Genomic DNA, 21,193 nt, shown 5'->3' on the forward strand with positions numbered 1-21,193 from the left:
GCATTTCTTTCATAAAGTCAATAATTATCTATTTTTCTTTAATACGATGAGAAAGAACTCAAACAAGAAGGATAAAACACTTTAGAGATACTTATTGAGAGAAACAAATCTCCTCAACTTGTCCACTGGTTTGTGGCGGATCTTGATAAACTCCTGGAGAAGAAAATGGATGTGACTCTTGATCTGGAATTAGACCTTGTGAATGTTAAAATATCTCAAAGTGTCCACCACCTGCCTTGGAAGGTCTTTTCTATTTAAGCGAAAGAGATTTGTTTATCCTACTTTTTAAATCTTAAAGAAAATAAAGATGCCTTTTCATTCATTATAATCTTCACATTATGATAATTCAAAATCAACTTTATAAGAGGAACCTCTAAACAATTTATTTCTGATTCCACTTTAAGAGAATCATTAAAATGTATAATAGGAATATTTTTTAGGAGAGAAAAATCTTTTATTAATGCCTTGGCCCCTTTAAAATTTAAATATACATAATTCTTTTCTTCTCTTACCTCAAGTCTTAATCTTTTCTCTTTTCTATTTTTCATCTCCAAAATAAGTAATTGAGCTAAACATTTCTCTAACCAATTATAATCACCATAAATTAATATCTTTTCTTTCTCTGGAATAAAATCAAAATAAGGAGAATCAATCTTTAAGATTATTCTTTCTAAAAGTGAAATAATATCTATTTCTTTAAAGGGTTTCATGACTTTCCTTGTCCCTATCTCTGCAATATCTAAAAGCTTTTCCACAATTTCTTTCATTTCTACAGCTGACTGATAGATTACTTCAAGCATTTTCCTATGATTTTCTCCAAGAGGTTGGTCTTTCAAAATACTTGATAGACCTAAAATTGGTGTAAGGGGTGTCCTTAATGAGTGAGATAATCCGGAAATGAAATTTGCATTAACTTCCTGCAAATACCTTAGTCTATTAAGCTCTATCTTCTCTGTAATATCAATAATATTTATAACTAAATATTTTTTCTCTACCCCAGAGGGAGTTATTTCTTTTGCGGTCGAGATCTCAAAATCATAATGAAAATCCTTATTATCCCTTCTAATAAGAGCCTCAAAACTCCCTTTTCCCTTAATCTTTTTAATATTATTAATGATCCGAGGATAAGGTAAAATCTCTTCAAGTTTCTTCCCTTTTACATCCTTAATTTTAAAGATTCTTTTTGCTTGTGGATTTACCTTCCTTATGAATCCTTCCTCATCTAAAATTATTAAGCCTCCTGGGAAAGAGTTTATAATAGAACCCAAAAAATCTTGCGTTTTTAAAAGTCGTTCTCCAAGAAGAGCTAATTTAAGTTCTGAAGAAACTTGTTCTGCAAATTTTTCAATTATTTTTTTGCTTTCTTCAGTATAAAAACCCCTCTTACTATTCACCATTTCTATTACTCCAATAATTTCTCCGTCAACAATAAGAGGTGTTGCAAGAAGAGATTCTGTAGTAAAGCCAGTTTGTTTATCAAACTTATTTGCATACCCTGAATCTTTTGCTCTATTTACAATTAAAGTTCTCCCTTCTTTAGCCACTTTCCCTGCAATACCTTCTCCAATTTTAATTCTTTTCCCTTCCAAATCCTTCGAAGTAGGGCCATTGACAATCTTAAAAACAAGCTCATTATTTGTTCGATCCACAAGAAATAAAGTAGCAGCTTTACTATGAAGAACTTCCTGAGAGAGATCAAGAATCTTCTTCAAAAGCTCATCAAGAGATTCATTATTCTTCAGGAGGTCTAACTTCTTGTTTAATTGCATTTTTCTCTAAAAGTCTAACCACCTTACTCCATAAAAGTTCAAGATCTGGAGGTTTTGTTATAAAATCAAAATCTATTTTCCCCTTAGCAATAAGTTCAACATCCTCTTTTAAATGTTCATAAGCTGAACACATAATCACAGGAAATTTATATCCAAGTTCTACAATTCTTTGAAGAATCTCCAATCCATGTTTTCCTCCCATTTTAATATCAAGAATAAGAAGATGATATTTGTTTTTGTTAATTTTCTTTAAAACTTCAAGCCCATTTTCTGCAGTGTCAACTTCAAATCCCTTCAGCTTAAAAAATTCCTTGAATAAATATAAAATGGAAGGAGCATCATCAGCCACCAAAACCTTAGGCATTTTCACCTCCTTTCTTTGGTAGCTCAACAGTAAAGATAGAGCCCTCACCTACTTTACTGTCTACAAAAATCTTTCCTTTATGCGCTGAAACAATTCTTTGAACAATTGAAAGGCCAAGCCCTGTTCCATTTGGCTTTGTTGTTATAAAAGGTTCAAAAATTTCATCTTTCTTTTCCTCTGGAATACCTACTCCATTGTCTATCACTTTTGTAATAATACTTTTGCTATTTTCTCTCATTTCAACATTTATCTCACCACCTTCACTTATTGCATCGCAAGCATTATTAATGAGATTCACAAAAACCCTTCTAAGTTTTTCTCTATCTGCTTCAATTTTATAATCTCCTTTTTCAAAAATAAGAGAAATTTTTGCCTTTTTCCCCTTCACATTTTCTGACCTTTTCAAATCTTCTATAATTTCCTCTATAAAGGACAAAAAATCGAATGTTCTTTTCTCTAACACTTGATCCCTTGAAAACTCAAGCATGTCCCCTATTAATCCATTTATTATATTAGAAGCTTTAAGAATTTCTTTTGCATATTCTCTGTCTTTTTCCTCCTTAGAAGAAATTGAAAGCAACTGGGCTAACCCACTAATACTCCCAAGAGGATTTCTTAAATCATGGGCTATTTGAAGAGTTAGTCTCCCAAGGCGATTTATCCTTTCAGATCTTTCCATCTCTTTCTCTAACCTCTTCCTATCTGTTATATCATTAAATACAACTATAGCTCCTTTACCTTTTCCAGAGGAATCTCTAAGAATCGTAAGATTAATCCCCCAATATTTACCATTTTCTACTTTTACTAAATGTTTATTTTCTAAAGAAATCTGCGCTTCTTTCACACATTCTTCAATAATGGAGAAGACTTTCTTATCTTTTCTTATAAGCTCCTTTGCCTTAGGATTAATCAATCTTACTAACATTTTGTTATTATCATCCTCAAAAATAATAATGCCGGAATTAATGGAACTGATAATCTCTTTATAGAAAACCTCTATCTCCTCTTTTTCTTTCTCTTCGCTTGTTTTTACCTCTTCAATTCTTTCTTTCATAATCTTATTCCATAAACTACTTATAAAAGCTGTTAAAAGGAGAAACACTATCTTTAATAAAAACAAAGGATCCTGAAAATCAATCTGAGATCTTTCTTTAAGAAGCCATACATAAACTCCTACGCTTACAATAGTAATTGGTATTGAATAAACAATTCCTGAGGAAATTGAAGCCATCATTATGGTAAGGAAATAAAAAATAAAATAATCTGAACTAATACTTCCTGTATAATAAAAAACAATAGAAACAATAATAATATCAAAAAAGAACAAAAGGAAAAGAACCATTTGATTAATTAAAATATCGAGTCTCCATATTCTTAAAAAAAGATTGAACATAAAATAAGAAAAAGCTATTTTATAGATAAGACCTATTCTTTCAACCTCTTCCGTAGCATAAATCGCCATAAGAATTATAGAAAGGAAAATAAGCCAACGAAAAACCAAAAATACATCTAAATCATTAGCCTTCCTAAACTTAATCTTCATGTTAAAATAATATAAAAATTCTGTTCCAAATTTTAACTATTTATCCTTCAAATATATATATACCATTCTCATAATTATTTAAAGCAATTCTAATAAACATATGTAGAATATACTTGACAAACTTTAGATATTTTTATATAATTATAAATATTTTAGGAAGGAGGTATTATGTCTTATAAAGTCCTTGTAATAGATGACGACGAAAAATTCTTAGGGGTTTTGGCACAAGGATTAAAAAAAGAAGATCTTGTTGTTTCCACTGCAACAACAGGGAAAGAGGGTATAGATCGGTTTAAAGAAATAGATTTTGACGTAGTCTTAGTGGACCTTGTTCTCCCCGATATGGATGGAATAGAAATATTAAAAATAATAAGGAACATTGATTCCAGCTTCCCTGTTATAATGATAACAGGGCATGCCTCCATTGATCTTGCAGTAAAGGCTATGAGGATGGGGGCTTTTTACTTTATAGAAAAACCTGCTTCTACAAAAGCAATTTTAGAAATAATTAAAAGAGCAATAGAACAAAAAGAATTGATAATAAGTTATCAATCTTTAAAAAAGACAGCAGAGGAAAAGTTTAGTTTCTCAGGGCTTATAGGAAAAAGCAAAGAAATGCAAGAAATTTTTGAGTTAATAGAGAGAATAGCTTCTTCTGAAGCAACAGTTTTAATTCAAGGCGAATCAGGAACAGGTAAAGAATTAGTAGCAAAGGCTATTCATTTTAACTCTCCAAGAAAAGAGCATAGATTTGTCGCAATAAATTGTAGTGCTCTTCCAGAGTCTCTTCTTGAGAGTGAGTTATTCGGATACGAAAGAGGAGCTTTCACAGGAGCAGATAAGAAAAAGAAGGGTCTTTTTGAAATTGCTCATAAAGGAACAATCTTTTTAGATGAAATTGTAGAAACCTCACCCGCCTTTCAGTCAAAATTATTAAGAGTCTTAGAAGACAAAACTTTTTATCCTGTAGGTTCTACAGAAGAAAGAAAAGCTGATGTAAGAATTCTTGCTGCAACAAATAGAGTTATAGAAGAAGCTGTAGAAGAAGGAAAATTTAGAAAAGACTTATATTATCGCTTGAATGTTGTAAAAATTTCTATGCCTCCTTTACGAGAGAGGAAAATTGATATTCCTTTGTTAACAAAAGAATTCTTAAGAAAATATTCAGAGAAAAACAGAAAACAAATAAAAGGAGTCTCTGATGAGGCGATGGAAGTCCTAATGAGATATTCCTGGCCAGGAAATGTTAGAGAGCTTGAAAATGCAATAGAAAGAGCAGTTATTCTTTGTCCAGGAGAAATTATCCTCCCTGAACATTTACCAGAGAAAACAAGTAAAAGCGAAGAATTAGAACCTTCCAATATCTTAAAATATGAAGAAGCAAAAGAAGTCTTTGAGAAAAAATATTTAAGGAATCTCCTAAAATACACAGAAGGCGTTGTAACAGAAGCGGCAAAGATAGCAGGAATGACAAGACAAAATATATATCTAAAACTAAATAAATATAACATAAATCCAAAAGTTTATTACCCAAGGGAATAGAGATAATGAATGGGAATAATTTTCTGTAGAGAATGCCAGAAAGAACTAAGTAAAGAATCCAGAATTTGTCCTTATTGTGGAGCTTCTCTTCCAAAATTAGAATGGAAAAGACAAGGTTTTGAATGGAAAACAGATAAAACGCTTTTTGGTTATCCTCTAATTCACATTGCTTTTGGAAGAGATACACAAAACAAAATAAGAGTTGCAAAAGGGATAATAGCAATTGGGCAATTCGCTATAGGGTTAATTACTTTTGCTCAATTTGGGATAGGAATTCTATTTGGATTGGGGCAGTTTATTTTAAGCACTACAGCAATAGCCCAATTCGCAATTTCTATCCTTCTGGGTATTGGACAGCTCTCAATTGGATACATCTCAATTGGGCAATTTTCTTTAGGATTTTATGTTTTAGCTCAAAATGGGTTTGGAAAGTATATTTGGAGCCCTCAAATGAAAACAAAAGAAGCAATTATTTTTTTCACTCAATTATATGGAAGACTGAGAGAGCTATTTCTTAAGAGCTTTTAACCCTTTTTATGGTTTAACCAGAGTATTCCCTAAAAAATACTTTAACAACTGTTCCCTTCCCAACCTTGCTACTAAATTCAATATCTCCTCCCTGCATTTTTATTATTTTGGTAGCTTGATAAAGGCCAAGCCCTGCTCTTTCTTTTTTTGTTGTAAAAAAAGGCTCTCCAATTTTTGAAAGATTCTCCTCTGGAATACCAATCCCTGTATCTGAAATCTCCAAAACAGCTTCATCTTCTTTAAGGTAATATTTAAAAGAGAGTATTTTTTTTGAAGATTTTTCCATAGCTTCTATTGCATTGTCAATAATTTCTGTAAGAGCCACAACAATTAAAGGGGCATCTCCTTTCACTAAAAATTCTTTTTTCTCGCATTTACTCTTAAACTCCACTCCATTATTCCTACAAAACTCCCTAAAATTCTTCTCGCATTCTAAAACAACCTCAGTCAAATCCAAAACAAAAGAACCAATACCTTCATATCTTGAAAATTCCTTTAAAGTAGCAAGAAGCGATTCTATTTTATTTACTTCCCCAAGACACTTACTTAAATATTCTTTCCTCTTAAAATCATCAAGTTCTTCATACATCTGTTCAAGGACTTGCAAAGAACATTTAATAGCATTAATTCCATTCCCTACAGAATGTCTTATATAAGATATTAAAGAACCTATTGAATTAAACTTTTTAATTTCCGCAATATTTCTTTCAAGTTGTTTTACTTTCGTCACGTCTTCCATTACAAAAAGATATTCCCCTTCTCTTATCTTTACTCCTGTAACAAGAAATGTCTTCCCCCATTCATTCCTTATATACTGAATCTTCCCTTCTCTCTCCATCACAACTGGGAGAAAACAATCTTCACAGATCTCTTCTTTCCTAAAAACGGCTTTATAGCATTTTTCGCCTATTAATTCTTTAGGATGACTCTTACTTAACTCAGCCACAGCACTATTTAACTTCACCAAATTATAGTTATTATCCACCACATATAACATCTCCTTTACAGCATCTATGGTTTTATACCAGGAAGAGATAATTTCCCCAAAATCTTTATCCAAAGAATAAACTTCTAATAAAAAAACTTTTTGAGAATTTTCTATTTGGAGAACTCTAATCCTAACTTTAACTCTCTTCTTTCCAATCTTCACTTCCTTCTCTATTTCTTCCTTAACATTCTCTAAGTCAAAAGGAGATAGAATATCCTTTAGAGAGTATCTTTTCTCCTTAAAATACTCATTAGCAAAAATAACTTCTCCAGTTTTGTTTAACATAGCGAAGGGAACTTCTAACTTATCTAATATTTTCTTTATCTCTTCTATTCTCAAATCAACCTTATTAGACCTCATATTTTATAGTATAGGACAATAAAATAAAAAAATCAAGACCAAAAATAGAAAATTGCAATAATTCTAAAGAAGTGAAACCCTTGCTTGACATTTTAGCAGAGATAAATATTTTAAATAAATGAAAAAATTTGTTATAGAATTTATTAAACTTCTAATAGCTTTTGGGTTATTCTACTATCTCTTTAAGGCAAAGGTTCCTATAGGCGAAGTAGTTCAAAATATAAAAAACTTAAAGATCTTTTATCTTGTAATAACCTTTTTTCTTTTTTTTATTTTTTATCTTTCTTTTTCTTTAAGATGGAATTCTCTTCTTAGGGCCCAAGAAATATACATTTCCGAAGGAAGAAGTTATTTATATCTTCTTATTTCTTTTTTCTTCAATAATTTCTTACCGAGTGCTGTTGGAATGGATTTAGTTCGTTCTGCTTATGCTGGAGGAAAAGAAAATTTTGAAAAAGCTTTCGGAGCTTCCATAATGGAAAGAATGCTCGGAATGATTGGGATATTAGTAATAGGAGTCTTTGGTATATTTTCAGGGAAAATAAAATTTGTGAAGCTCGCTCTTCTTTATCTTGGTCTTATTTTTTTTACTATTTTTTTATATTATCTTTTCGTTTCTATGAAAGTAGAGTGGTTAAAGAAGAAAATTCTTTCTATAAAAGTATTTAATCTTGGAAAATCCATAAAAGAATTTTATAGAGCTCTTAAGATATACAAAAATAAAAAAAAGACGATTTTAATTGGGACTATTTATTCGGTCATAGTTCAGATAATTATAACTCTAATAAATTACTTTATCGCAAAAGGGTTATCAGTTCAACTACCTTTTTCCGCTCTAATTGCTTATTTACCTTTGATTACTATAATCTCTCTTGTCCCTATAACTTTAAATGGCCTGGGTCTAAGAGAAGGCGCTTATGTTTTTTTTCTTTCCTCTTTTATTCGTAAAAGTGAAGCCTTTTCAATATCTCTTGTTTTCTTCGCCAGTTTTGTTTTAACAAGTTGTGTTGGGGGAATTGTATTTATTATTTTACCTCGGGAGAGCAAAAGGCTCACCATAAAAAGAGTAAAATGAAAGCTTTAAGCATCGCAGGTTTTGATCCCACTGGAGAAGCTGGCATTTTGAGAGACCTTTCAATTTTCAATTCTTTTGGGATAGCTTGTTTAGCGATTCCAACAGCTTTAACAGTCCAGAGTTCAAGAAAAGTTTTTAATGTATTCCCTATTTCAACAAAATATATAAAAGATTGTTTAAAAATTTTGGGAGAAATTGAAGGGATTAAAATTGGAATGCTTTATAATGAAAAGGTTGTAAACATAATTTCGGATTTCTTAAAAGAAAAAAAACCCAGGTTAATAGTTCTTGATCCTATTATTAATTCCTCTTCAGGATATCCTTTAATTTCAGGAAGAGGTATAAAAGAAATGAAGAAAAAAATTATTCCTAAAGTTACCTTCATAACTCCAAATCTTAAAGAAGCAGAATTATTAACTTCTGAAAAAGACCCAGAGGTAATTGCAAAAAAAATACACTCTCTTGGAGCAAAATATGTAGTAATTACAGGAGTTAACGGAAGAGATGACCTGTTTTACGATGGGAAAAGAATAAAAATGATAAAGGGCTCTAAAATGAGATTCTCTTTTCATGGTTCAGGGTGTTTCTATTCTTCTTTTCTTCTATCCCAATTAATTTTGGGGATTAAACCTTTTGAAGCAGCTAAAAAAGCTAAAAGGGCTATTGAGAACTATGCAAAAAGTCTCCTATAGAAAGAATCTAACTCTTGACTTATAAAATTCGTTTAATATATTTCAGAGAAGGGCCGGAGTGGCGGAATTGGCAGACGCGACGGACTCAAAATCCGTTGTCCTTTAAAGGACTTGTGGGTTCAAATCCCTCCTCCGGCAGTTTTTAGAGAGAATTCTTATAGATTCAAAATTTTATTACAGTTTCAACAGAATAATCTTTTAACTTCTCTCTTCCTTTAAGATCTGTTAATTCTATAAGGAAAAGGAAAGTGGCTATTTTTCCTCCAAGCCTTTCCACCAACCGAGCTCCAGCTAAAGCAGTTCCTCCTGTTGCAAGTAAATCATCACATATAATAACCCTATCCCCTTCTTTCACTGCGTCCTTATGAATCTCAATCTTATTCTCTCCATATTCAAGAGAATAAGATTCACATAAAGTAGAAGCAGGTAATTTTCCTGGTTTCCTTATAATATTAAGCGGAATTCCAAGTTTATAAGCTAAAGGAGCTGCAAATATAAAACCTCTGGATTCTATACCAAGAATAAGAGAAACTTCTTTATCCTTTATCAAAGATGCCATTTTATCAATTGCTTCTTTGAAAGCTTCTTTGTTTTTAATAAGTGTTGTAATATCTCTAAAAAGGATTCCTTTCTTAGGAAAATCTGGGATAGATCTAATATAATTTTTTAATTTTTCCATTTAAAACCTCACTTCAAATCCTTCAAATTCCTTTTTATACTCCTCTTCTCTAACTTCTACTTTTGTTACTGTAGCGTGTGAAGGGCCTACTTTTATATTCTCTAAGAATTCCTTAAGCCTCCAACTTTCTCCTTCTGCAACGATCTCTACCCTACCATCTGGTAAGTTTCTAACCCATCCTGAGATCCCTATCTCTCTTGCTTGCCTAATAGTAAAATATCTAAAACCAACCCCTTGAACAATTCCACTTACCCATATATGTAATCTCTGCATATTTTTATTTATATTTATTAGTTATTATAAGTCAAGAGGAATGTTTCCTTGGGCAGATAACATCCTTAAGGCAGACAAACTTTATTTTGATCTATGGTTTAAAATAATTTAAAATCAAAAATATTGACAAAAATAATATTTTATTTAATATAAACCTAAAAAGGAGTGAAAGAGAATGGGGAAAAGATGTGCTATCTGTGGGAAAACCACAAGTTTTGGTAATTTAGTAAGTCATTCTAAACGGAAAACAAAAAGAAAAATTAAACCAAATTTACAAAAAATAAAAATAGAGATAGATAAAGAGATTAAAAGAGTTTATGTATGCACAAAATGCCTTAAGGCTAATAAAGTTAAAAAGGTTGTTTAAGATATTTATTCTGTGGTTATAGGCATAGATAAATAAAATATCTCTTTATCTTCTCCTTCAATACCAACAGGGTTATCTTCATCTTTAAAGTTTAAAAATGCCTTTTGAGATTTAATTTTTCTCAAAAAATTTATTAAATAATTAGAAGAAAGTGTTATTCTCATCTTATCACCTTTATATTCTCCTTTTATTTCTTCTTTACATTCTCCTATTTCAGAAAAACTTTCTATATATAAATCATCTCCTAAATCTAAATGAACACTCTTAAATCTATCATTAGAAAAAACAGAAACTCTTCTAAGGGAAGAAAGAAAAGATTCTTTATCCACAATTAAAATATTTTTTTTCTCTATAGAGATAACAGATTTATAATCAGGAAAATCAATCTTTATTAGATTAGAAACTAATGTAAATCTATCCCCCAAAAAATAAACTCTACTTTCATCTACTCCTATTTTCATTTCTTTAGAACTAAATAAAGGAAGTTGTTTTAAAATTTTAGGAGGAACAACTATCTTAAAAGGCTCTTCTCCAAGATCTATTTTTATATCTTTATATCCAAGACTAAAACTGTCTGTAGCTACAAATCTTAAATTCTTATTCTCATAATCCCATAACATTCCACTATATCTTCTTTTAGCTGGGTCCTCCGGAACAATAAAGATAAGTTGATCAATAACTTCATTAATTTCATCCGGATTAACAGAATAAGTGTTTAGACTCGCTATTTCTGGCTCAGAAGGGTAATCTTCTTCTGGTGTAATAGGAAGATAAGAATAACCTTTTTCGTATTCTATTTTAATCCTGTTTTCTTCTTTATAAAATTTTATTTCACCTTCTATTTTTTCTACAATTGAAAATAATGTTCTTGCAGGAACAACAATAACACTACTCTCTTCTGTATAAGAATCCATTTTATATATAACAGAAGTATCAAGGTCTGTAGCAAAAATATTTATTTTATTTTTTTCTACTTTTATTTTTACATTAGAGAGAATTGGAAATGTTGTATGAGTAGGAATAATTTGAATTATAGCTTTGAACTCTCTAATAAAATCTTGAGCATTTATTGAGAACAACATTTTTCCTCCTTCTTACTACTTATAACTTATTTTTTATTTTAGTCATTGTTATATACCTTGTGGATAAAGTGAATAAATATATCTCTCCCTTTCTTTATTTAATTTCCAATTTATATTTTTCCATATCTTTATGTAGATAACTTGTTAATAATCTTGTTTTCTTTTTAAGTTTCCATTAATTTATTTTTTATTGTGGAAATGTTGTCTTTTATTTTATTATCTTTTTTAATTAAATAATCTATTTTGTTAATAGAATGTAGAATTGTGGAATGATCTCTTTTTCCAAAATTATCTCCTATTTCTTTCAGTGATAAATTAGTTAGGTTTCTTGAGAGATAAATTGCAATTTGACGAGCAAACGCAACATTTTTAGATCTTTTATTCCCTTTTAATTCTTCTATATCTATATTATAAAATTCCGCTACAGAACTAATTATTTTTTCAAGCGTTACTTTTTTATCTTTTTCTTTGATAAAATCACGTAAAACTTTTTTGGCAAGATCTATTGTGATATCTGTTTTATATATGGAAGCATAAGCTAACAACTTTATTAAACAACCTTCCAATTCTCTAATATTAGTTTTTATATTTGATGCTATATAATTTATTACACTATCGTCAATTTGAATATTATTACTTTGTATTTTAGATCGTAGGATAGCTAAACGAGTTTCAAAATCTGGGGGTTGTAAATCTACCATTAATCCCCATTGGAATCGAGAGATCACTCTTTCCTCAAGACCCGAAATTTCCCTTGGAGGTCTATCAGAGGTTATGACAATCTGTTTTTTTGCTTCAAATAAAGCATTAAATGTATGGAAAAATTCTTCTTGTAATCTTTCTTTTCCTGCAAGAAAATGCACATCGTCAATCAATAGTAAATCTATTTCTCTATATTTTTGTTTAAATTGAACTGTAGAATATTCCTGAATTGATTTTATCATCTCATTGAGAAATTCTTCTGCTTGAGTATAAAGGATTTTAAGATTTGGATACCTTGAGTATACTCTGTTACCAGTTGCTTGAAGGAGATGAGTTTTTCCTAAACCGACGCCTCCATATATAAAGAGAGGATTGTATTCCCTACCAGGAGCATTTGAAACAGCTATTGCTGCTGCATATGCTAACCTATTGTTATCTCCCACCACGAAGTTTTCGAAAGTGTATTTATCGTGCAAAAGAGGTTTTTGAATTCTAGGTTGAAGTTCCTCTTGAGGTTTTTCTTGGGGCATATTTTTATTTACAAGGAAATGAATATTATAGGTCTTCCCTGTGACTTCTTTTATTATTGCATTTAAATCGTCCATAAAGTGCTCTTTTATCCAATTTTGGGTAAAAGTATTTGGTATATTAAAATAAACATCTTTATCGTATAAAGCTTCTAACTCCATATTAGCGAACCAAGCTTTAAAAGCCGATTCGTTCACTTCTTTCTGGAGTTTTTCTTTTATTTCTTTCCAATTAAATTCTTTTTGATTTCTTGGTTCCATAGTGAATATATTAAGTATTATTTGTAAAAAATTAGATTATGTCAAGAGGGAAAATTAATTTTTTTGGAGTATTTTTTCCTCTTGACATAAAAGAAAATAAAAAGATATTTTTTTATGCCTCAGTTGAAGATAAAAGTAAGGCCATCTTCTTCCAAAAATAAAATTGTAAAAATGGCAGACGGAACTTTTAAGATATGGATTAAAAGTCCTCCTCGGAAGGGGAAAGCTAATATTGAGTTAGAAAAATATATAAGGGATGTTACTGGTATCAGGGTTAAGATAGTGAATGGATTCTTCTCGGAAAATAAAACAATTGAATTTGACCTAGAGAAGGATAAATTTATAAAAATTTTGGAGAAATTGATGAGGAATAACTCATAAGGAGGAGAAAAAACTTATGAAAGGGATACCTGTGCTTTCTGTAGAAGGTGATTGTATACCAAGAGCTTGGGAAAATTCTCTTATTTCTTTATATAAGAATGGGAAAGATATAAAAACTGAATATGATAAGCCTGGGGATCCTCCAAGTAAAGATGCGACAATGGTTATAACAATCTTAGAACCTCTAAAAGAGCCTATGTTACATAAAGATTTCCCTGCAGGTGTTGAGTTTTTACAAGAGTATGTGATGGAAGTTTGTGAAGGGATTAAAGACCATCTTGTTCGGAATCCCGAGGATCCTGAGGATACGAGATGGGAATATACATATCATAAGAGATTATTTGGTTATGAAGTTCCTTCTATAAAACCTTTTGATCAAGTTGAGATTATTTGCCAAAAGTTGGCTAATAAGCCTTATACAAGGAGAGCCCAAGCAATTACGTGGAAGGTTTGGGAGGATAATGAGTGTTATGATCCTCCCTGCTTGCAAAGTATATGGTGTAGAATTACAGAAGAAGAAGGCAAATTTTTTCTAAATATGAATGTAAGATTTCGTTCAAATGATGCTTATAAAGCTGCTTTTATGAATATTTTTGCCCTTGTGGAGCTGCAAAGACGGATTGCAAATAGGATTTCGGAGCTTTCTGGTAAAGAGATAAATTTGGGTAGGTATTGCCATATTGCTGATAGCTATCACCTTTATGGAGCGTATTTTAAAGAATTTGAGGCCCGTTTCTTAGGAGCTCTTACAAAGAGAAGTTTTGAAGAAAGAACAATGAGATATGAAGATTTTAGAGAAATGATGGAAAGTGCTAGGCCGTTAATATTGGAGAAAATAAAAAATATAGAAAGTAAATAAAATTTATTAAATATCAAAAATAATTGTTGCCTCGTATCTATTTTTTATTTTTTTTATTTCAAGTTGATGATAAGTAACAGCTTTTATCTCTGTTCCGCTTTCTATTTGAGAAGGAGAAATGTTTTCTCCCTTTAATTTAATTTTATAAGTGTGTTTTTTTATATTTACCGAACACTCTGTTGATAAAAAAAGCTCGCTTTCAAAAAGAAAAATGATTTCTTGCAAAATAGAAACAAGAGCTGTTCTTCTATTTTTTTCCTTAATTGTTAAATTTTTTTCTATAATAGGATTAACTTTTATTTTTCCAGAAAGTAGTTCACTGGTTGCAAGGATAGCGTTTTTAAAGAGGATAGGTAAGGAGTTTCCCTTAACTTTTATTCCAAGATCTGCTGTATGTTCTATTACTTCGTAATTTTTGTTAGAGAGCATGCTTTATAAGCCTTGAAATTTCATACCATAATTTTTTTATTTTAAAGTAGAAAGGGACTTCAACTCCAATAACTTCAAAAGGAATTTTTTTAAAAACCTTTCTTGCAAGGAACTTTGTCCGGAATTCATGACTTTTATCCGTTACTATCCAAACTTTCTCTGCGTCTCCGATTAAATTTTTTGAATTTAGAAGATTATCTAGAGTTGTCTCGGACTTATTTTCATAAATTGCATTTAATTTAGAATACTTTTTCATCCATTCCACTTCTTGTTTTGTCCCAGAAAATATAATCCTTAAATTATTAAATTTCTTTACCTTTGATTCTACAAATTTTACTCTTTTTTCCGTAATTTCTTTTTCCTTGGAACCAAGGACTATAATAGCTCTTTTACTCATTACCATTTATCTAATATTCTACTTTTCCTTTCTTTCGTTTTATTTCCAATTAAATAAGCTGCCTGAATCTCTTCTTCAATTTTGGAAGAAAATCTTGAGGTAAAAATTAGAGCAAGAGGTTCGCCCTTTTTTACTCTTTCCCCTTCTACTTTTAAAAGTCTTATTCCCGCTTTAGGATCCACCTTATCTTCTTTTTTTTCTCTTCCGCTGCCAGCAAGTAAAGCCGCAATACCAATTTTATAAGCATCAACTTTTTCAATAAATCCTTCTTTTTTTGCTATAACTACAATTGGTTTATCGTAGGTAATAAGAGAAGATAAATCCCCTCCATGAAGAGAAACCATTTCCTTAAACCTTTTAAAAACAATCCCACTTTTAAGGGTCCCTAAGACATCTTTTTTTATTCCTCCAATTTTACACATCTCTTCTGTAAGAGAAATTGTAATTTCTACTGTATCAGGGAAATCTTCCAGGTTACCCTTTAATATTTCCACTGCCTCTATTACTTCTATAGAATTCCCAATATTTCTCCCAATTGGAGAGGATTGATCAGTGAAAACGATCTTCATTTTTGTACCTAATTCTTCACCAACTTTTTTCATCACTTCTCCTAATCTTTTTGCTGAGGAAAAATCTTTCATAAAAGCTCCTTCCCCTACCTTAAGATCTATTACAAGTCCATCAAGATCTTCTGCTAATTTTTTTGAAAGGATGCTGGAGGTGATAAGAGGGATTGATTCAACTGTTTCTGTAGAATCTCTTAAAGCGTATAATTCTTTGTCTGCAGGTGCAATCTCTTCGGTCTGAGAGATAATGGAACAACCGATTTTTTTTAATACTGCCTTAAATTCTTCAAGGCTAAGAGAAGTTCTGTATCCTGGGATTGATTCCATTTTATCAGAAGTTCCACCTGTATGTCCAAGACCTCTTCCAGTAATCATAGGAACAATTATTCCAAGTTCTGCAGCAAGAGGAGCTAAAATTAAGCTTATTTTGTCTCCAACTCCACCAGTAGAATGTTTGTCAATCTTTGGTCCTTTGATGTCGGATAAATCAAGTTTTTTCCCAGAGTTTAACATGAAATATGTAAGATTCTTTGTTTCTTCTAAGTCCATACCTTTATAATAGATCGCCATTAAAAGTGCACTTACCTGATATAAAGGAAGGGTCTTTTCTGTAACCCCTTTTATAAATCTTTCTATTTCAGATTTGCTTAACTTAAGCCCATCCCTTTTTTTTCTTATTATTTCTCTCATTTTAATTTTTTTCTTCTTTTTCTACCTCCTCTTTTTCCTTCATATAAACCTTTCGCATTATCACATCCTCAATAGGGCGATCCCTTTTATCACACTTAACCTTAGCGATTTTTTCTACAACATCCATTCCTTTTATAACTTGACCAATAATTGTATATTTCCCGTCTAGATATTTTAGGGTGTCTAAACATATGTAAAATTGGGAACCATTCTGGTCATCTCTGGCTTTTGCAAGAGCTACGGTTCCGGGTAAGTGTTTTAGGTTTTTGGATATTTCATCTTTAACATAATATCCAGGGCCTCCATATCCATCGTTAGAAGGGTCTTTATCTTTTGTATTGGGATCACCTCCTTGAATTACAAACTTAGGAATTACTCTGTGGAAAGTCGTTCCATTATAAAAATTATTTTTTACCAGTTTGATTATATTCTCTACATTTATAGGAGCTTCTTCTTTAAATAAACCGAATTGTATTTCTCCAAAGTCTGTCTGAATAACAACGATAAATTCAGATTTCTTTGCTTTTTCTGCCTGGTTTATGCCGTAAAGTGAGGAGCTAAATAAAAGCAAAGTTCCAATTAGAGGAAAATTTTTCATCAAGACCTCCTTTCTTTTCTTTTTAATGAGTAAATAACTTATAATCTTTGTCAAGTTCTATTCAGAAGTATTTATTAAGAAACCAGTAAAAGTTTTGTAAAAATTGGTATTAAGTTCCTCTTTTACCCTATTTAGTGCTCTTCTTATTGCTCCCTCTCTTATAATATGCCCTTCTCTCCCACTAACTATGAAGGTGTTCATTATATTACCCGTTGAAGAGTCTCTCACATCTATTGTTAATTCCCATAAAATAAATTCTCCTTCTCTTGGGAAATCAAGATCTTTTATTTCAAGTTTTCCTTTAATTATTATATCAGGATTTACTTCTCCAACACTAAAACCTGTTTGATTCAAAATTTCTTTTAAAAAAGAATAAAGCTCCTCTTTTTTGCCCCCAGATGTTTCTATTTTTGCCACTAAAGCATTTTTTAAAATTTCTAGTTCTATCTGAAGCTCTTCTTTTGAAATCGGTAAAATAGGGGTATTTTCAAGGGAAAGAACTCTATGTATGGAACGAAGAGCTTCCCCAATTTTTATTAATTCTACACATCTTTTAAAATAGATAAGTTTCGTAATTTTATTTTTGGTGTTTTTTGCTTCTCTATAAACTCTTATTATAGCCTCATCATTTTTTTCTATTTCTTTACGGTAAAGAACCTCGGTTTCAGCTTTATCTATTATAGAAAGAACGTAAAAAGTTGTTGTTTCTTCATCAAAATAAGTCTTGGGTGTTCTTACATTTATTAACTTGTTTTCACTTTTAAGAACACTCCTATTTACTAGATTAACTGAATGTTCCCAATCTATTTCTTTTTCCTTCTTTTTCTCGGTATATATCTCAAGAATCTTTCTATTTAGGTTTACCTCTACAGAGAAAATACTTGAGAGGGAAGTTATTGCTCTTTCTTTTGCTTCTTCTAAAGAACTCCCACTTCCCACAGCAGCAAGATAAAAACTTTCTGGATATAAAATGTGAGGATTTTCAATCCATTCTGGAAGTTCTTTTATTTTTGGCTTAGAGACGCATCCTAAGAAGAACAAAAAAAATATAAAATAAAAATTTTTCATCTATAACACACCCCTTCAATCAAATTTAACTCATTTTTATTTATAAAAACAGTATATTTTTCTGAATCCACAATTCTATTATGTGCATCTATATATTCAAAGATTACCTCATGTTTTCCTGGGGTAAGTTCTATTTTCCATGCATAAGCAGCTCCCGGCATTGTTCTCCAACATCTTAAGTCGGCGGTTTCTGAGATGTCTATTGTCGTATCCACAATCAATTTCAAAAATCCTGAGAGAACTTTTCTATCTTCTTTCTCTTCCGAGATTTCTTTTTTAGCTTTAGCATCTATTAAAGCCTTTAAGAGCGATCTTATTGCAGATCTAAGATAAATGATAGGCTTTTTTATCTCGAAGATTTTTTCCGCAATATCAAGAAAATCTTCGATTAATTCCATTTCTCCTTGAGATTCACCATCTATAAAAATTCTTACAGCTTTAATTCTTGTCTCTCTCCTCTTTATTTTTGGAACGGCAAATTTTATATGGATTTCGCTTTCTCCCTCATAAGGGAAAGAAGTAATTTCTGAATTTCTTTTCCCGGGAAGAACAATTTTACCAAGGTGAAGATAAGGATTGAGATCAAGCAAAAGGGTTTCTTGTTCTTTAATAGGGCCTTTCCCTACAAAACAAAGGAAATAAACAGGGATTTTCTCTTCTTCATTTTTAGTGACCTTTTCTAAAAATGGGATTAATCTTCCTTTAGAAGCTTCAATAATTTTTCTTTTGTCAATTTCAACATCGTCCCACTTACCCATCCAAAGATATCCAAGCATAGACAGATAACTTCCAATAATAGAATGTCTAAGATCTACTTCTCCTTTATAGAATCTTATTTTTATCTTGCCTTCCTCAAATTCCTCATTCTCTCCTAATTTTTCTCCCAATTCTCTATACTTATCTTCTATTTTATTTAATTTTAGATTTACCCTTCTTATCTCTACTAATGCCTCATCTAACTTTTTTAGGTGAAGATAATTTAGACACTTCATCACATTCACAAAAATGTCTTCATAATCTTCCCCAGGATAATCAAGAATATTATCATTAAGTAAAAACGAAAGCGCCATTTTTGATATAGATTTTGTAAAATTCTCCTCTATTGCAACTTCTGCTTTATCTAAATATTTGTTGCTTTCCCAATATCTCTTTGCAAAATGGAGAGCTGTGCCAATATCAAGATAGAATAAAACTTTGTCTTTTTCTTTATATTCTCCTTTTTCTTTAGCTTCTTCAATTTTTTTTACCGCTTCATTATAAAAACGGGTGGTAAAGTCATCCTCAATCCCTTTGTAATGCTTAAGTTGGGTTTTAAGAGTAGCGCAGGAAGAAAAGAATAAAATAAGAATACTAAACCAAATGGTAAAAACCATTTAAAAAATATCAATCACCACTTGTAACCACGCTGTTCGATGAACTTCTTTATTTTTTTATTCCCAATCCATACCTTGATGTTCTTCTCTACATCAATTAACTCAAGATCCACAGAATACAAAATAGCTTTTTTCCCTTCAAGTAAATCTTCTACACTTTTTACTGAGCCAATGAGAAAGAAGTCTGCTCCAACTTCTTCAGCAAGTCTTTTTGCGGTTTCCATTGAAGCATACATCTGTTGGTCCATCCTTTCTTCTCTTATTTCCTCTCTTTCTCTTTTAGAGGCTACAAATTTCACTCTCCCGGAATTAATTAGCTCTCTTTCTATGTCTTTTATAAATAGATCCACGTCTATATGCTCTGTACTCATATTTCTAATTGTCCCTACAATAACAACTGGTTCTCTTTCTTTTTCTTGCTCAAAATCAATAAGCCAAGGTCTAGATAACATATCGGATATCATTTCTTCTGCCACCAATCTTGAATCCGTGTCATTCCATCTTCCCGAAAGATCCGTAACTTCTTCTGGGGAAATTCTTTTTACTGTTCTTGTTGGGCTACAAAAAATTATTAAAAACAAGAAAAATAAAGAAATTTTTCTCATTTCTTCCTCCTTTTTGTTTATTATAACAAAATATTTTTTGAAAGTCAAGTAATTCCTATTGCTTTTGTCTTTTATATTCATATAATCAACCTATGGATACAAAAACTTTAGTAAAAATGCTAAGGATTCTAAAAAAAGAATATAAGAAATGGAATTCTCCTATTGTGACAGAAATAGCAGAGAAAAATAAAGATCCATTCAAGGTGCTCATTTCAACCTTCTTAAGCTCGAGAACTAAAGATTCTATTACAAGAGAGGCTTCAAGGAGATTGTTTGAAAGAGCTGGGACTCCTTATTCTATGAGTAAACTGAAAGTTTCAGAAATAGAAAAATTAATTTATCCTGTGGCTTTTTATCGCACGAAAGCCAAAAGGATTCCATATATTGTTAAGATCCTCTTGGAGAAGTATAAAGGGAAAGTTCCAGATTCTATAGAAGAATTACTAAAACTTCCAGGGGTAGGAAGAAAAACAGCAAATCTTGTAATAACTCTTGGTTTTGGGAAACCAGGAATTTGCGTAGATACTCACGTTCATCGCATTTCAAATAGATTTGGATATATTAAGACTAAAACACCCAAGGAGACAGAATTCGCCTTGCGAGAGAAATTACCAAAGGAGTGGTGGATAATTTATAACGATCTCCTCGTAACTCTTGGCCAAAATATATGCTTCCCAAGAAAACCCCTATGCAATAGCTGCTCCCTAAATAAACTATGTGAGAAGCAAACACTATAAACACCTTTTCCACAAAAATAAAGAACTTAAAAGAAGCTAACTATTTAAAAATAAAGATCTTAACCATAAATTATTGTGGATAAATGGGATAATTTAAGTCATTTGTAATCAATATCTTAATTTTGTTTTTATGAATTTTCTACAGGTTTTCCACATTTTCTTTTTGTTTTTTGTTTTGGGTGTGTTTTAGAGGTTGACAAATAGAGGTTTTCTTGTAATATATTAAAACTATGGATATTCAAATAAACGTTGGTTCTCTCCCTAGGGGTGGGATCAAGTTAGGTATGAATATTGAAAAAGAAAGGTTTTTTATTGAGGAGCTTATTAGTAATGTGGGAATAAGCCTTGAAATAATGAAAATCGGAAATTCTTATGAGGTTAAAGGGCTTATGAAATATGGTCTTTCTCTTACGTGCTCAAGATGTTTGAGAGAGTTTTCTCGGTTTGAGGAGCAGAACTTTTTATTAGAATTTAAAGAAAAGACGGAAAGTATTTTAGAGCGAGAGTTAAGAAATGAGCTTGATGAAGTAGAGAGAGAACTTCTTGTAGTTAACAATTTCATAAACTTAGGGCCTTTTGTTCATGATGAGATTATCCTCTCAATTCCAATGAAACCGCTTTGTAAAGAGGATTGTTTAGGATTATGTCCTATCTGTGGCGTAGATCTCAATTTTGAGAGATGTATTCATTATAAAGAAAAACATGACTATTTCTTGATTTAAAAAACCTGGAGGTTAT

Annotated in this window: 24 protein-coding genes and 1 tRNA gene; 10 read left to right on the top strand and 15 right to left on the bottom strand. The window is 31.1% G+C overall.

Annotation, left to right across the window (positions count from 1 at the left end; genetic code table 11):
- Window positions 1-278 precede the first annotated feature (278 nt).
- Genes ABIN61_01925 through ABIN61_01935 form a run of 3 tightly spaced genes read right to left on the bottom strand, consistent with a single transcriptional unit; the run spans window position 279 to window position 3,676 of the window.
- Window positions 279-1,769, bottom strand: a complete 1,491-nt coding sequence (locus ABIN61_01925) for a GAF domain-containing protein (GenBank protein ID MEO0292963.1) — start codon at window positions 1,767-1,769, stop codon at window positions 279-281.
- Window positions 1,732-2,133 (bottom strand): response regulator, encoded by a 402-nt coding sequence (locus ABIN61_01930; GenBank protein ID MEO0292964.1) that lies wholly within the window; start codon window positions 2,131-2,133, stop codon window positions 1,732-1,734. The genes ABIN61_01925 and ABIN61_01930 overlap by 38 nt, the downstream gene beginning before the upstream one ends.
- A complete protein-coding gene (locus ABIN61_01935; GenBank protein MEO0292965.1) occupies window positions 2,126-3,676 on the bottom strand; it encodes an ATP-binding protein in 1,551 nt (516 codons plus the stop codon). Before ABIN61_01935 ends, ABIN61_01930 begins: the two co-directional genes overlap by 8 nt.
- A 168-nt stretch (window positions 3,677-3,844) precedes the next feature.
- Here ABIN61_01935 and ABIN61_01940 point away from each other — a divergent pair, with 168 nt between their 5' ends.
- Together ABIN61_01940 and ABIN61_01945 are read left to right on the top strand one after the other, a co-directional pair.
- Window positions 3,845-5,218: a sigma-54 dependent transcriptional regulator gene (locus tag ABIN61_01940; protein MEO0292966.1), complete on the top strand. Its 1,374-nt coding sequence runs from the start codon at window positions 3,845-3,847 to the stop codon at window positions 5,216-5,218.
- 9 nt (window positions 5,219-5,227) lie between these two features.
- The gene (locus tag ABIN61_01945) at window positions 5,228-5,746 is read left to right on the top strand and encodes a zinc ribbon domain-containing protein (protein MEO0292967.1); all 519 of its coding nucleotides are present in this window, start codon (window positions 5,228-5,230) and stop codon (window positions 5,744-5,746) included.
- A gap of 13 nt (window positions 5,747-5,759) precedes the next feature.
- Here ABIN61_01945 and ABIN61_01950 read toward each other — a convergent pair whose 3' ends face one another.
- Entirely contained in the window at window positions 5,760-7,094 is a 1,335-nt protein-coding gene (locus tag ABIN61_01950; GenBank protein ID MEO0292968.1) for an ATP-binding protein, read from the bottom strand.
- A 118-nt stretch (window positions 7,095-7,212) separates the two neighbouring features.
- Between ABIN61_01950 and ABIN61_01955 the strand changes: the two genes are divergently transcribed.
- The 3 genes from ABIN61_01955 to ABIN61_01965 all read left to right on the top strand — a co-directional run bounded on the left by ABIN61_01955 (window position 7,213) and on the right by ABIN61_01965 (window position 8,999).
- On the top strand, window positions 7,213-8,169 hold the full coding sequence (locus tag ABIN61_01955) for a lysylphosphatidylglycerol synthase transmembrane domain-containing protein (protein ID MEO0292969.1): 957 nt from the start codon (window positions 7,213-7,215) through the stop codon (window positions 8,167-8,169).
- Window positions 8,166-8,861 (top strand): hydroxymethylpyrimidine/phosphomethylpyrimidine kinase, encoded by a 696-nt coding sequence (locus tag ABIN61_01960; GenBank protein ID MEO0292970.1) that lies wholly within the window; start codon window positions 8,166-8,168, stop codon window positions 8,859-8,861. The genes ABIN61_01955 and ABIN61_01960 overlap by 4 nt, the downstream gene beginning before the upstream one ends.
- 52 nt (window positions 8,862-8,913) lie before the next feature.
- A tRNA-Leu gene (locus ABIN61_01965) sits at window positions 8,914-8,999 on the top strand.
- A gap of 25 nt (window positions 9,000-9,024) precedes the next feature.
- Here the strand turns inward: ABIN61_01965 and ABIN61_01970 are convergent.
- Window positions 9,025-9,540 carry an adenine phosphoribosyltransferase gene (locus ABIN61_01970; protein ID MEO0292971.1) on the bottom strand — a complete coding sequence of 172 codons (516 nt, stop codon included), beginning with the start codon at window positions 9,538-9,540 and terminating at the stop codon, window positions 9,025-9,027.
- Window positions 9,541-9,813: an acylphosphatase gene (locus ABIN61_01975; protein ID MEO0292972.1), complete on the bottom strand. Its 273-nt coding sequence runs from the start codon at window positions 9,811-9,813 to the stop codon at window positions 9,541-9,543. It abuts the gene before it with no gap.
- A 175-nt stretch (window positions 9,814-9,988) separates the two neighbouring features.
- Between ABIN61_01975 and rpmB the strand changes: the two genes are divergently transcribed.
- Window positions 9,989-10,180: a 50S ribosomal protein L28 gene (rpmB, locus tag ABIN61_01980; protein MEO0292973.1), complete on the top strand. Its 192-nt coding sequence runs from the start codon at window positions 9,989-9,991 to the stop codon at window positions 10,178-10,180.
- 5 nt (window positions 10,181-10,185) lie between these two features.
- On the opposite strand, the gene dnaN is transcribed toward rpmB, so the two are convergent.
- Both dnaN and dnaA read right to left on the bottom strand, forming a co-directional pair.
- Window positions 10,186-11,262 carry a DNA polymerase III subunit beta gene (gene dnaN / locus ABIN61_01985; protein MEO0292974.1) on the bottom strand — a complete coding sequence of 359 codons (1,077 nt, stop codon included), beginning with the start codon at window positions 11,260-11,262 and terminating at the stop codon, window positions 10,186-10,188.
- Between the two features lie 164 nt (window positions 11,263-11,426).
- Window positions 11,427-12,752 carry a chromosomal replication initiator protein DnaA gene (gene dnaA / locus ABIN61_01990; protein MEO0292975.1) on the bottom strand — a complete coding sequence of 442 codons (1,326 nt, stop codon included), beginning with the start codon at window positions 12,750-12,752 and terminating at the stop codon, window positions 11,427-11,429.
- Between the two features lie 114 nt (window positions 12,753-12,866).
- Here dnaA and ABIN61_01995 point away from each other — a divergent pair, with 114 nt between their 5' ends.
- Both ABIN61_01995 and ABIN61_02000 read left to right on the top strand, forming a co-directional pair.
- Complete coding sequence (locus ABIN61_01995; protein MEO0292976.1) at window positions 12,867-13,133, top strand: DUF167 domain-containing protein; 267 nt, start codon at window positions 12,867-12,869, stop codon at window positions 13,131-13,133.
- Between the two features lie 16 nt (window positions 13,134-13,149).
- Window positions 13,150-13,992, top strand: coding sequence for a thymidylate synthase (locus ABIN61_02000; GenBank protein ID MEO0292977.1), 843 nt, complete (start codon window positions 13,150-13,152; stop codon window positions 13,990-13,992).
- A 6-nt stretch (window positions 13,993-13,998) separates the two neighbouring features.
- On the opposite strand, the gene ABIN61_02005 is transcribed toward ABIN61_02000, so the two are convergent.
- From ABIN61_02005 to ABIN61_02035, 7 genes are read right to left on the bottom strand one after another with little or no spacing between them, the layout of a single operon-like run.
- Window positions 13,999-14,421, bottom strand: a complete 423-nt coding sequence (locus ABIN61_02005; GenBank protein MEO0292978.1) for an archease — start codon at window positions 14,419-14,421, stop codon at window positions 13,999-14,001.
- The gene (locus ABIN61_02010; protein ID MEO0292979.1) at window positions 14,411-14,818 is read right to left on the bottom strand and encodes a YdcF family protein; all 408 of its coding nucleotides are present in this window, start codon (window positions 14,816-14,818) and stop codon (window positions 14,411-14,413) included. The genes ABIN61_02005 and ABIN61_02010 overlap by 11 nt, the downstream gene beginning before the upstream one ends.
- On the bottom strand, window positions 14,818-16,074 hold the full coding sequence (locus ABIN61_02015; GenBank protein MEO0292980.1) for a thymidine phosphorylase: 1,257 nt from the start codon (window positions 16,072-16,074) through the stop codon (window positions 14,818-14,820). Before ABIN61_02015 ends, ABIN61_02010 begins: the two co-directional genes overlap by 1 nt.
- A 1-nt stretch (window position 16,075) precedes the next feature.
- Window positions 16,076-16,672: a peptidylprolyl isomerase gene (locus ABIN61_02020; protein MEO0292981.1), complete on the bottom strand. Its 597-nt coding sequence runs from the start codon at window positions 16,670-16,672 to the stop codon at window positions 16,076-16,078.
- Between the two features lie 57 nt (window positions 16,673-16,729).
- Window positions 16,730-17,740 carry an LPP20 family lipoprotein gene (locus tag ABIN61_02025; GenBank protein MEO0292982.1) on the bottom strand — a complete coding sequence of 337 codons (1,011 nt, stop codon included), beginning with the start codon at window positions 17,738-17,740 and terminating at the stop codon, window positions 16,730-16,732.
- The gene (locus ABIN61_02030; GenBank protein ID MEO0292983.1) at window positions 17,737-19,113 is read right to left on the bottom strand and encodes a hypothetical protein; all 1,377 of its coding nucleotides are present in this window, start codon (window positions 19,111-19,113) and stop codon (window positions 17,737-17,739) included. The genes ABIN61_02025 and ABIN61_02030 overlap by 4 nt, the downstream gene beginning before the upstream one ends.
- Window positions 19,114-19,127: 14 nt before the next feature.
- Complete coding sequence (locus tag ABIN61_02035) at window positions 19,128-19,718, bottom strand: penicillin-binding protein activator LpoB (GenBank protein MEO0292984.1); 591 nt, start codon at window positions 19,716-19,718, stop codon at window positions 19,128-19,130.
- Between the two features lie 92 nt (window positions 19,719-19,810).
- On the opposite strand from ABIN61_02035, the gene nth reads away from it, so the two are divergent.
- Together nth and ABIN61_02045 are read left to right on the top strand one after the other, a co-directional pair.
- Complete coding sequence (nth, locus tag ABIN61_02040; GenBank protein MEO0292985.1) at window positions 19,811-20,455, top strand: endonuclease III; 645 nt, start codon at window positions 19,811-19,813, stop codon at window positions 20,453-20,455.
- A gap of 230 nt (window positions 20,456-20,685) precedes the next feature.
- The gene (locus tag ABIN61_02045) at window positions 20,686-21,177 is read left to right on the top strand and encodes a DUF177 domain-containing protein (GenBank protein MEO0292986.1); all 492 of its coding nucleotides are present in this window, start codon (window positions 20,686-20,688) and stop codon (window positions 21,175-21,177) included.
- Window positions 21,178-21,193 lie beyond the last annotated feature (16 nt).

The organism is candidate division WOR-3 bacterium, from assembly GCA_039804165.1.
Taxonomy (GTDB): domain Bacteria; phylum Hydrothermota; class UBA3072; order UBA3072; family UBA3072; genus JAFGHJ01.

What these genes read in the sequence shown, in the direction of transcription:
- ABIN61_02005 (MEO0292978.1), bottom strand. Translation starts at nt 14,421, where the DNA reads ATGCTCTCTAACAAAAATTACGAAGTAATAGAACATACAGCAGATCTT.
- ABIN61_01945 (MEO0292967.1), top strand. Translation starts at nt 5,228, where the DNA reads ATGGGAATAATTTTCTGTAGAGAATGCCAGAAAGAACTAAGTAAAGAA.
- rpmB (MEO0292973.1), top strand. Translation starts at nt 9,989, where the DNA reads ATGGGGAAAAGATGTGCTATCTGTGGGAAAACCACAAGTTTTGGTAAT.
- ABIN61_02035 (MEO0292984.1), bottom strand. Translation starts at nt 19,718, where the DNA reads ATGAGAAAAATTTCTTTATTTTTCTTGTTTTTAATAATTTTTTGTAGC.
- ABIN61_01925 (MEO0292963.1), bottom strand. Translation starts at nt 1,769, where the DNA reads ATGCAATTAAACAAGAAGTTAGACCTCCTGAAGAATAATGAATCTCTT.
- nth (MEO0292985.1), top strand. Translation starts at nt 19,811, where the DNA reads ATGGATACAAAAACTTTAGTAAAAATGCTAAGGATTCTAAAAAAAGAA.
- ABIN61_01995 (MEO0292976.1), top strand. Translation starts at nt 12,867, where the DNA reads ATGCCTCAGTTGAAGATAAAAGTAAGGCCATCTTCTTCCAAAAATAAA.
- ABIN61_01940 (MEO0292966.1), top strand. Translation starts at nt 3,845, where the DNA reads ATGTCTTATAAAGTCCTTGTAATAGATGACGACGAAAAATTCTTAGGG.
- dnaA (MEO0292975.1), bottom strand. Translation starts at nt 12,752, where the DNA reads ATGGAACCAAGAAATCAAAAAGAATTTAATTGGAAAGAAATAAAAGAA.
- ABIN61_01955 (MEO0292969.1), top strand. Translation starts at nt 7,213, where the DNA reads ATGAAAAAATTTGTTATAGAATTTATTAAACTTCTAATAGCTTTTGGG.
- ABIN61_02010 (MEO0292979.1), bottom strand. Translation starts at nt 14,818, where the DNA reads ATGAGTAAAAGAGCTATTATAGTCCTTGGTTCCAAGGAAAAAGAAATT.
- ABIN61_02045 (MEO0292986.1), top strand. Translation starts at nt 20,686, where the DNA reads ATGGATATTCAAATAAACGTTGGTTCTCTCCCTAGGGGTGGGATCAAG.
- ABIN61_01930 (MEO0292964.1), bottom strand. Translation starts at nt 2,133, where the DNA reads ATGCCTAAGGTTTTGGTGGCTGATGATGCTCCTTCCATTTTATATTTA.
- ABIN61_01950 (MEO0292968.1), bottom strand. Translation starts at nt 7,094, where the DNA reads ATGAGGTCTAATAAGGTTGATTTGAGAATAGAAGAGATAAAGAAAATA.
- ABIN61_02030 (MEO0292983.1), bottom strand. Translation starts at nt 19,113, where the DNA reads ATGGTTTTTACCATTTGGTTTAGTATTCTTATTTTATTCTTTTCTTCC.
- ABIN61_02020 (MEO0292981.1), bottom strand. Translation starts at nt 16,672, where the DNA reads ATGAAAAATTTTCCTCTAATTGGAACTTTGCTTTTATTTAGCTCCTCA.
- ABIN61_02000 (MEO0292977.1), top strand. Translation starts at nt 13,150, where the DNA reads ATGAAAGGGATACCTGTGCTTTCTGTAGAAGGTGATTGTATACCAAGA.
- ABIN61_01935 (MEO0292965.1), bottom strand. Translation starts at nt 3,676, where the DNA reads ATGAAGATTAAGTTTAGGAAGGCTAATGATTTAGATGTATTTTTGGTT.
- ABIN61_02025 (MEO0292982.1), bottom strand. Translation starts at nt 17,740, where the DNA reads ATGAAAAATTTTTATTTTATATTTTTTTTGTTCTTCTTAGGATGCGTC.
- ABIN61_01975 (MEO0292972.1), bottom strand. Translation starts at nt 9,813, where the DNA reads ATGCAGAGATTACATATATGGGTAAGTGGAATTGTTCAAGGGGTTGGT.
- dnaN (MEO0292974.1), bottom strand. Translation starts at nt 11,262, where the DNA reads ATGTTGTTCTCAATAAATGCTCAAGATTTTATTAGAGAGTTCAAAGCT.
- ABIN61_02015 (MEO0292980.1), bottom strand. Translation starts at nt 16,074, where the DNA reads ATGAGAGAAATAATAAGAAAAAAAAGGGATGGGCTTAAGTTAAGCAAA.
- ABIN61_01960 (MEO0292970.1), top strand. Translation starts at nt 8,166, where the DNA reads ATGAAAGCTTTAAGCATCGCAGGTTTTGATCCCACTGGAGAAGCTGGC.
- ABIN61_01970 (MEO0292971.1), bottom strand. Translation starts at nt 9,540, where the DNA reads ATGGAAAAATTAAAAAATTATATTAGATCTATCCCAGATTTTCCTAAG.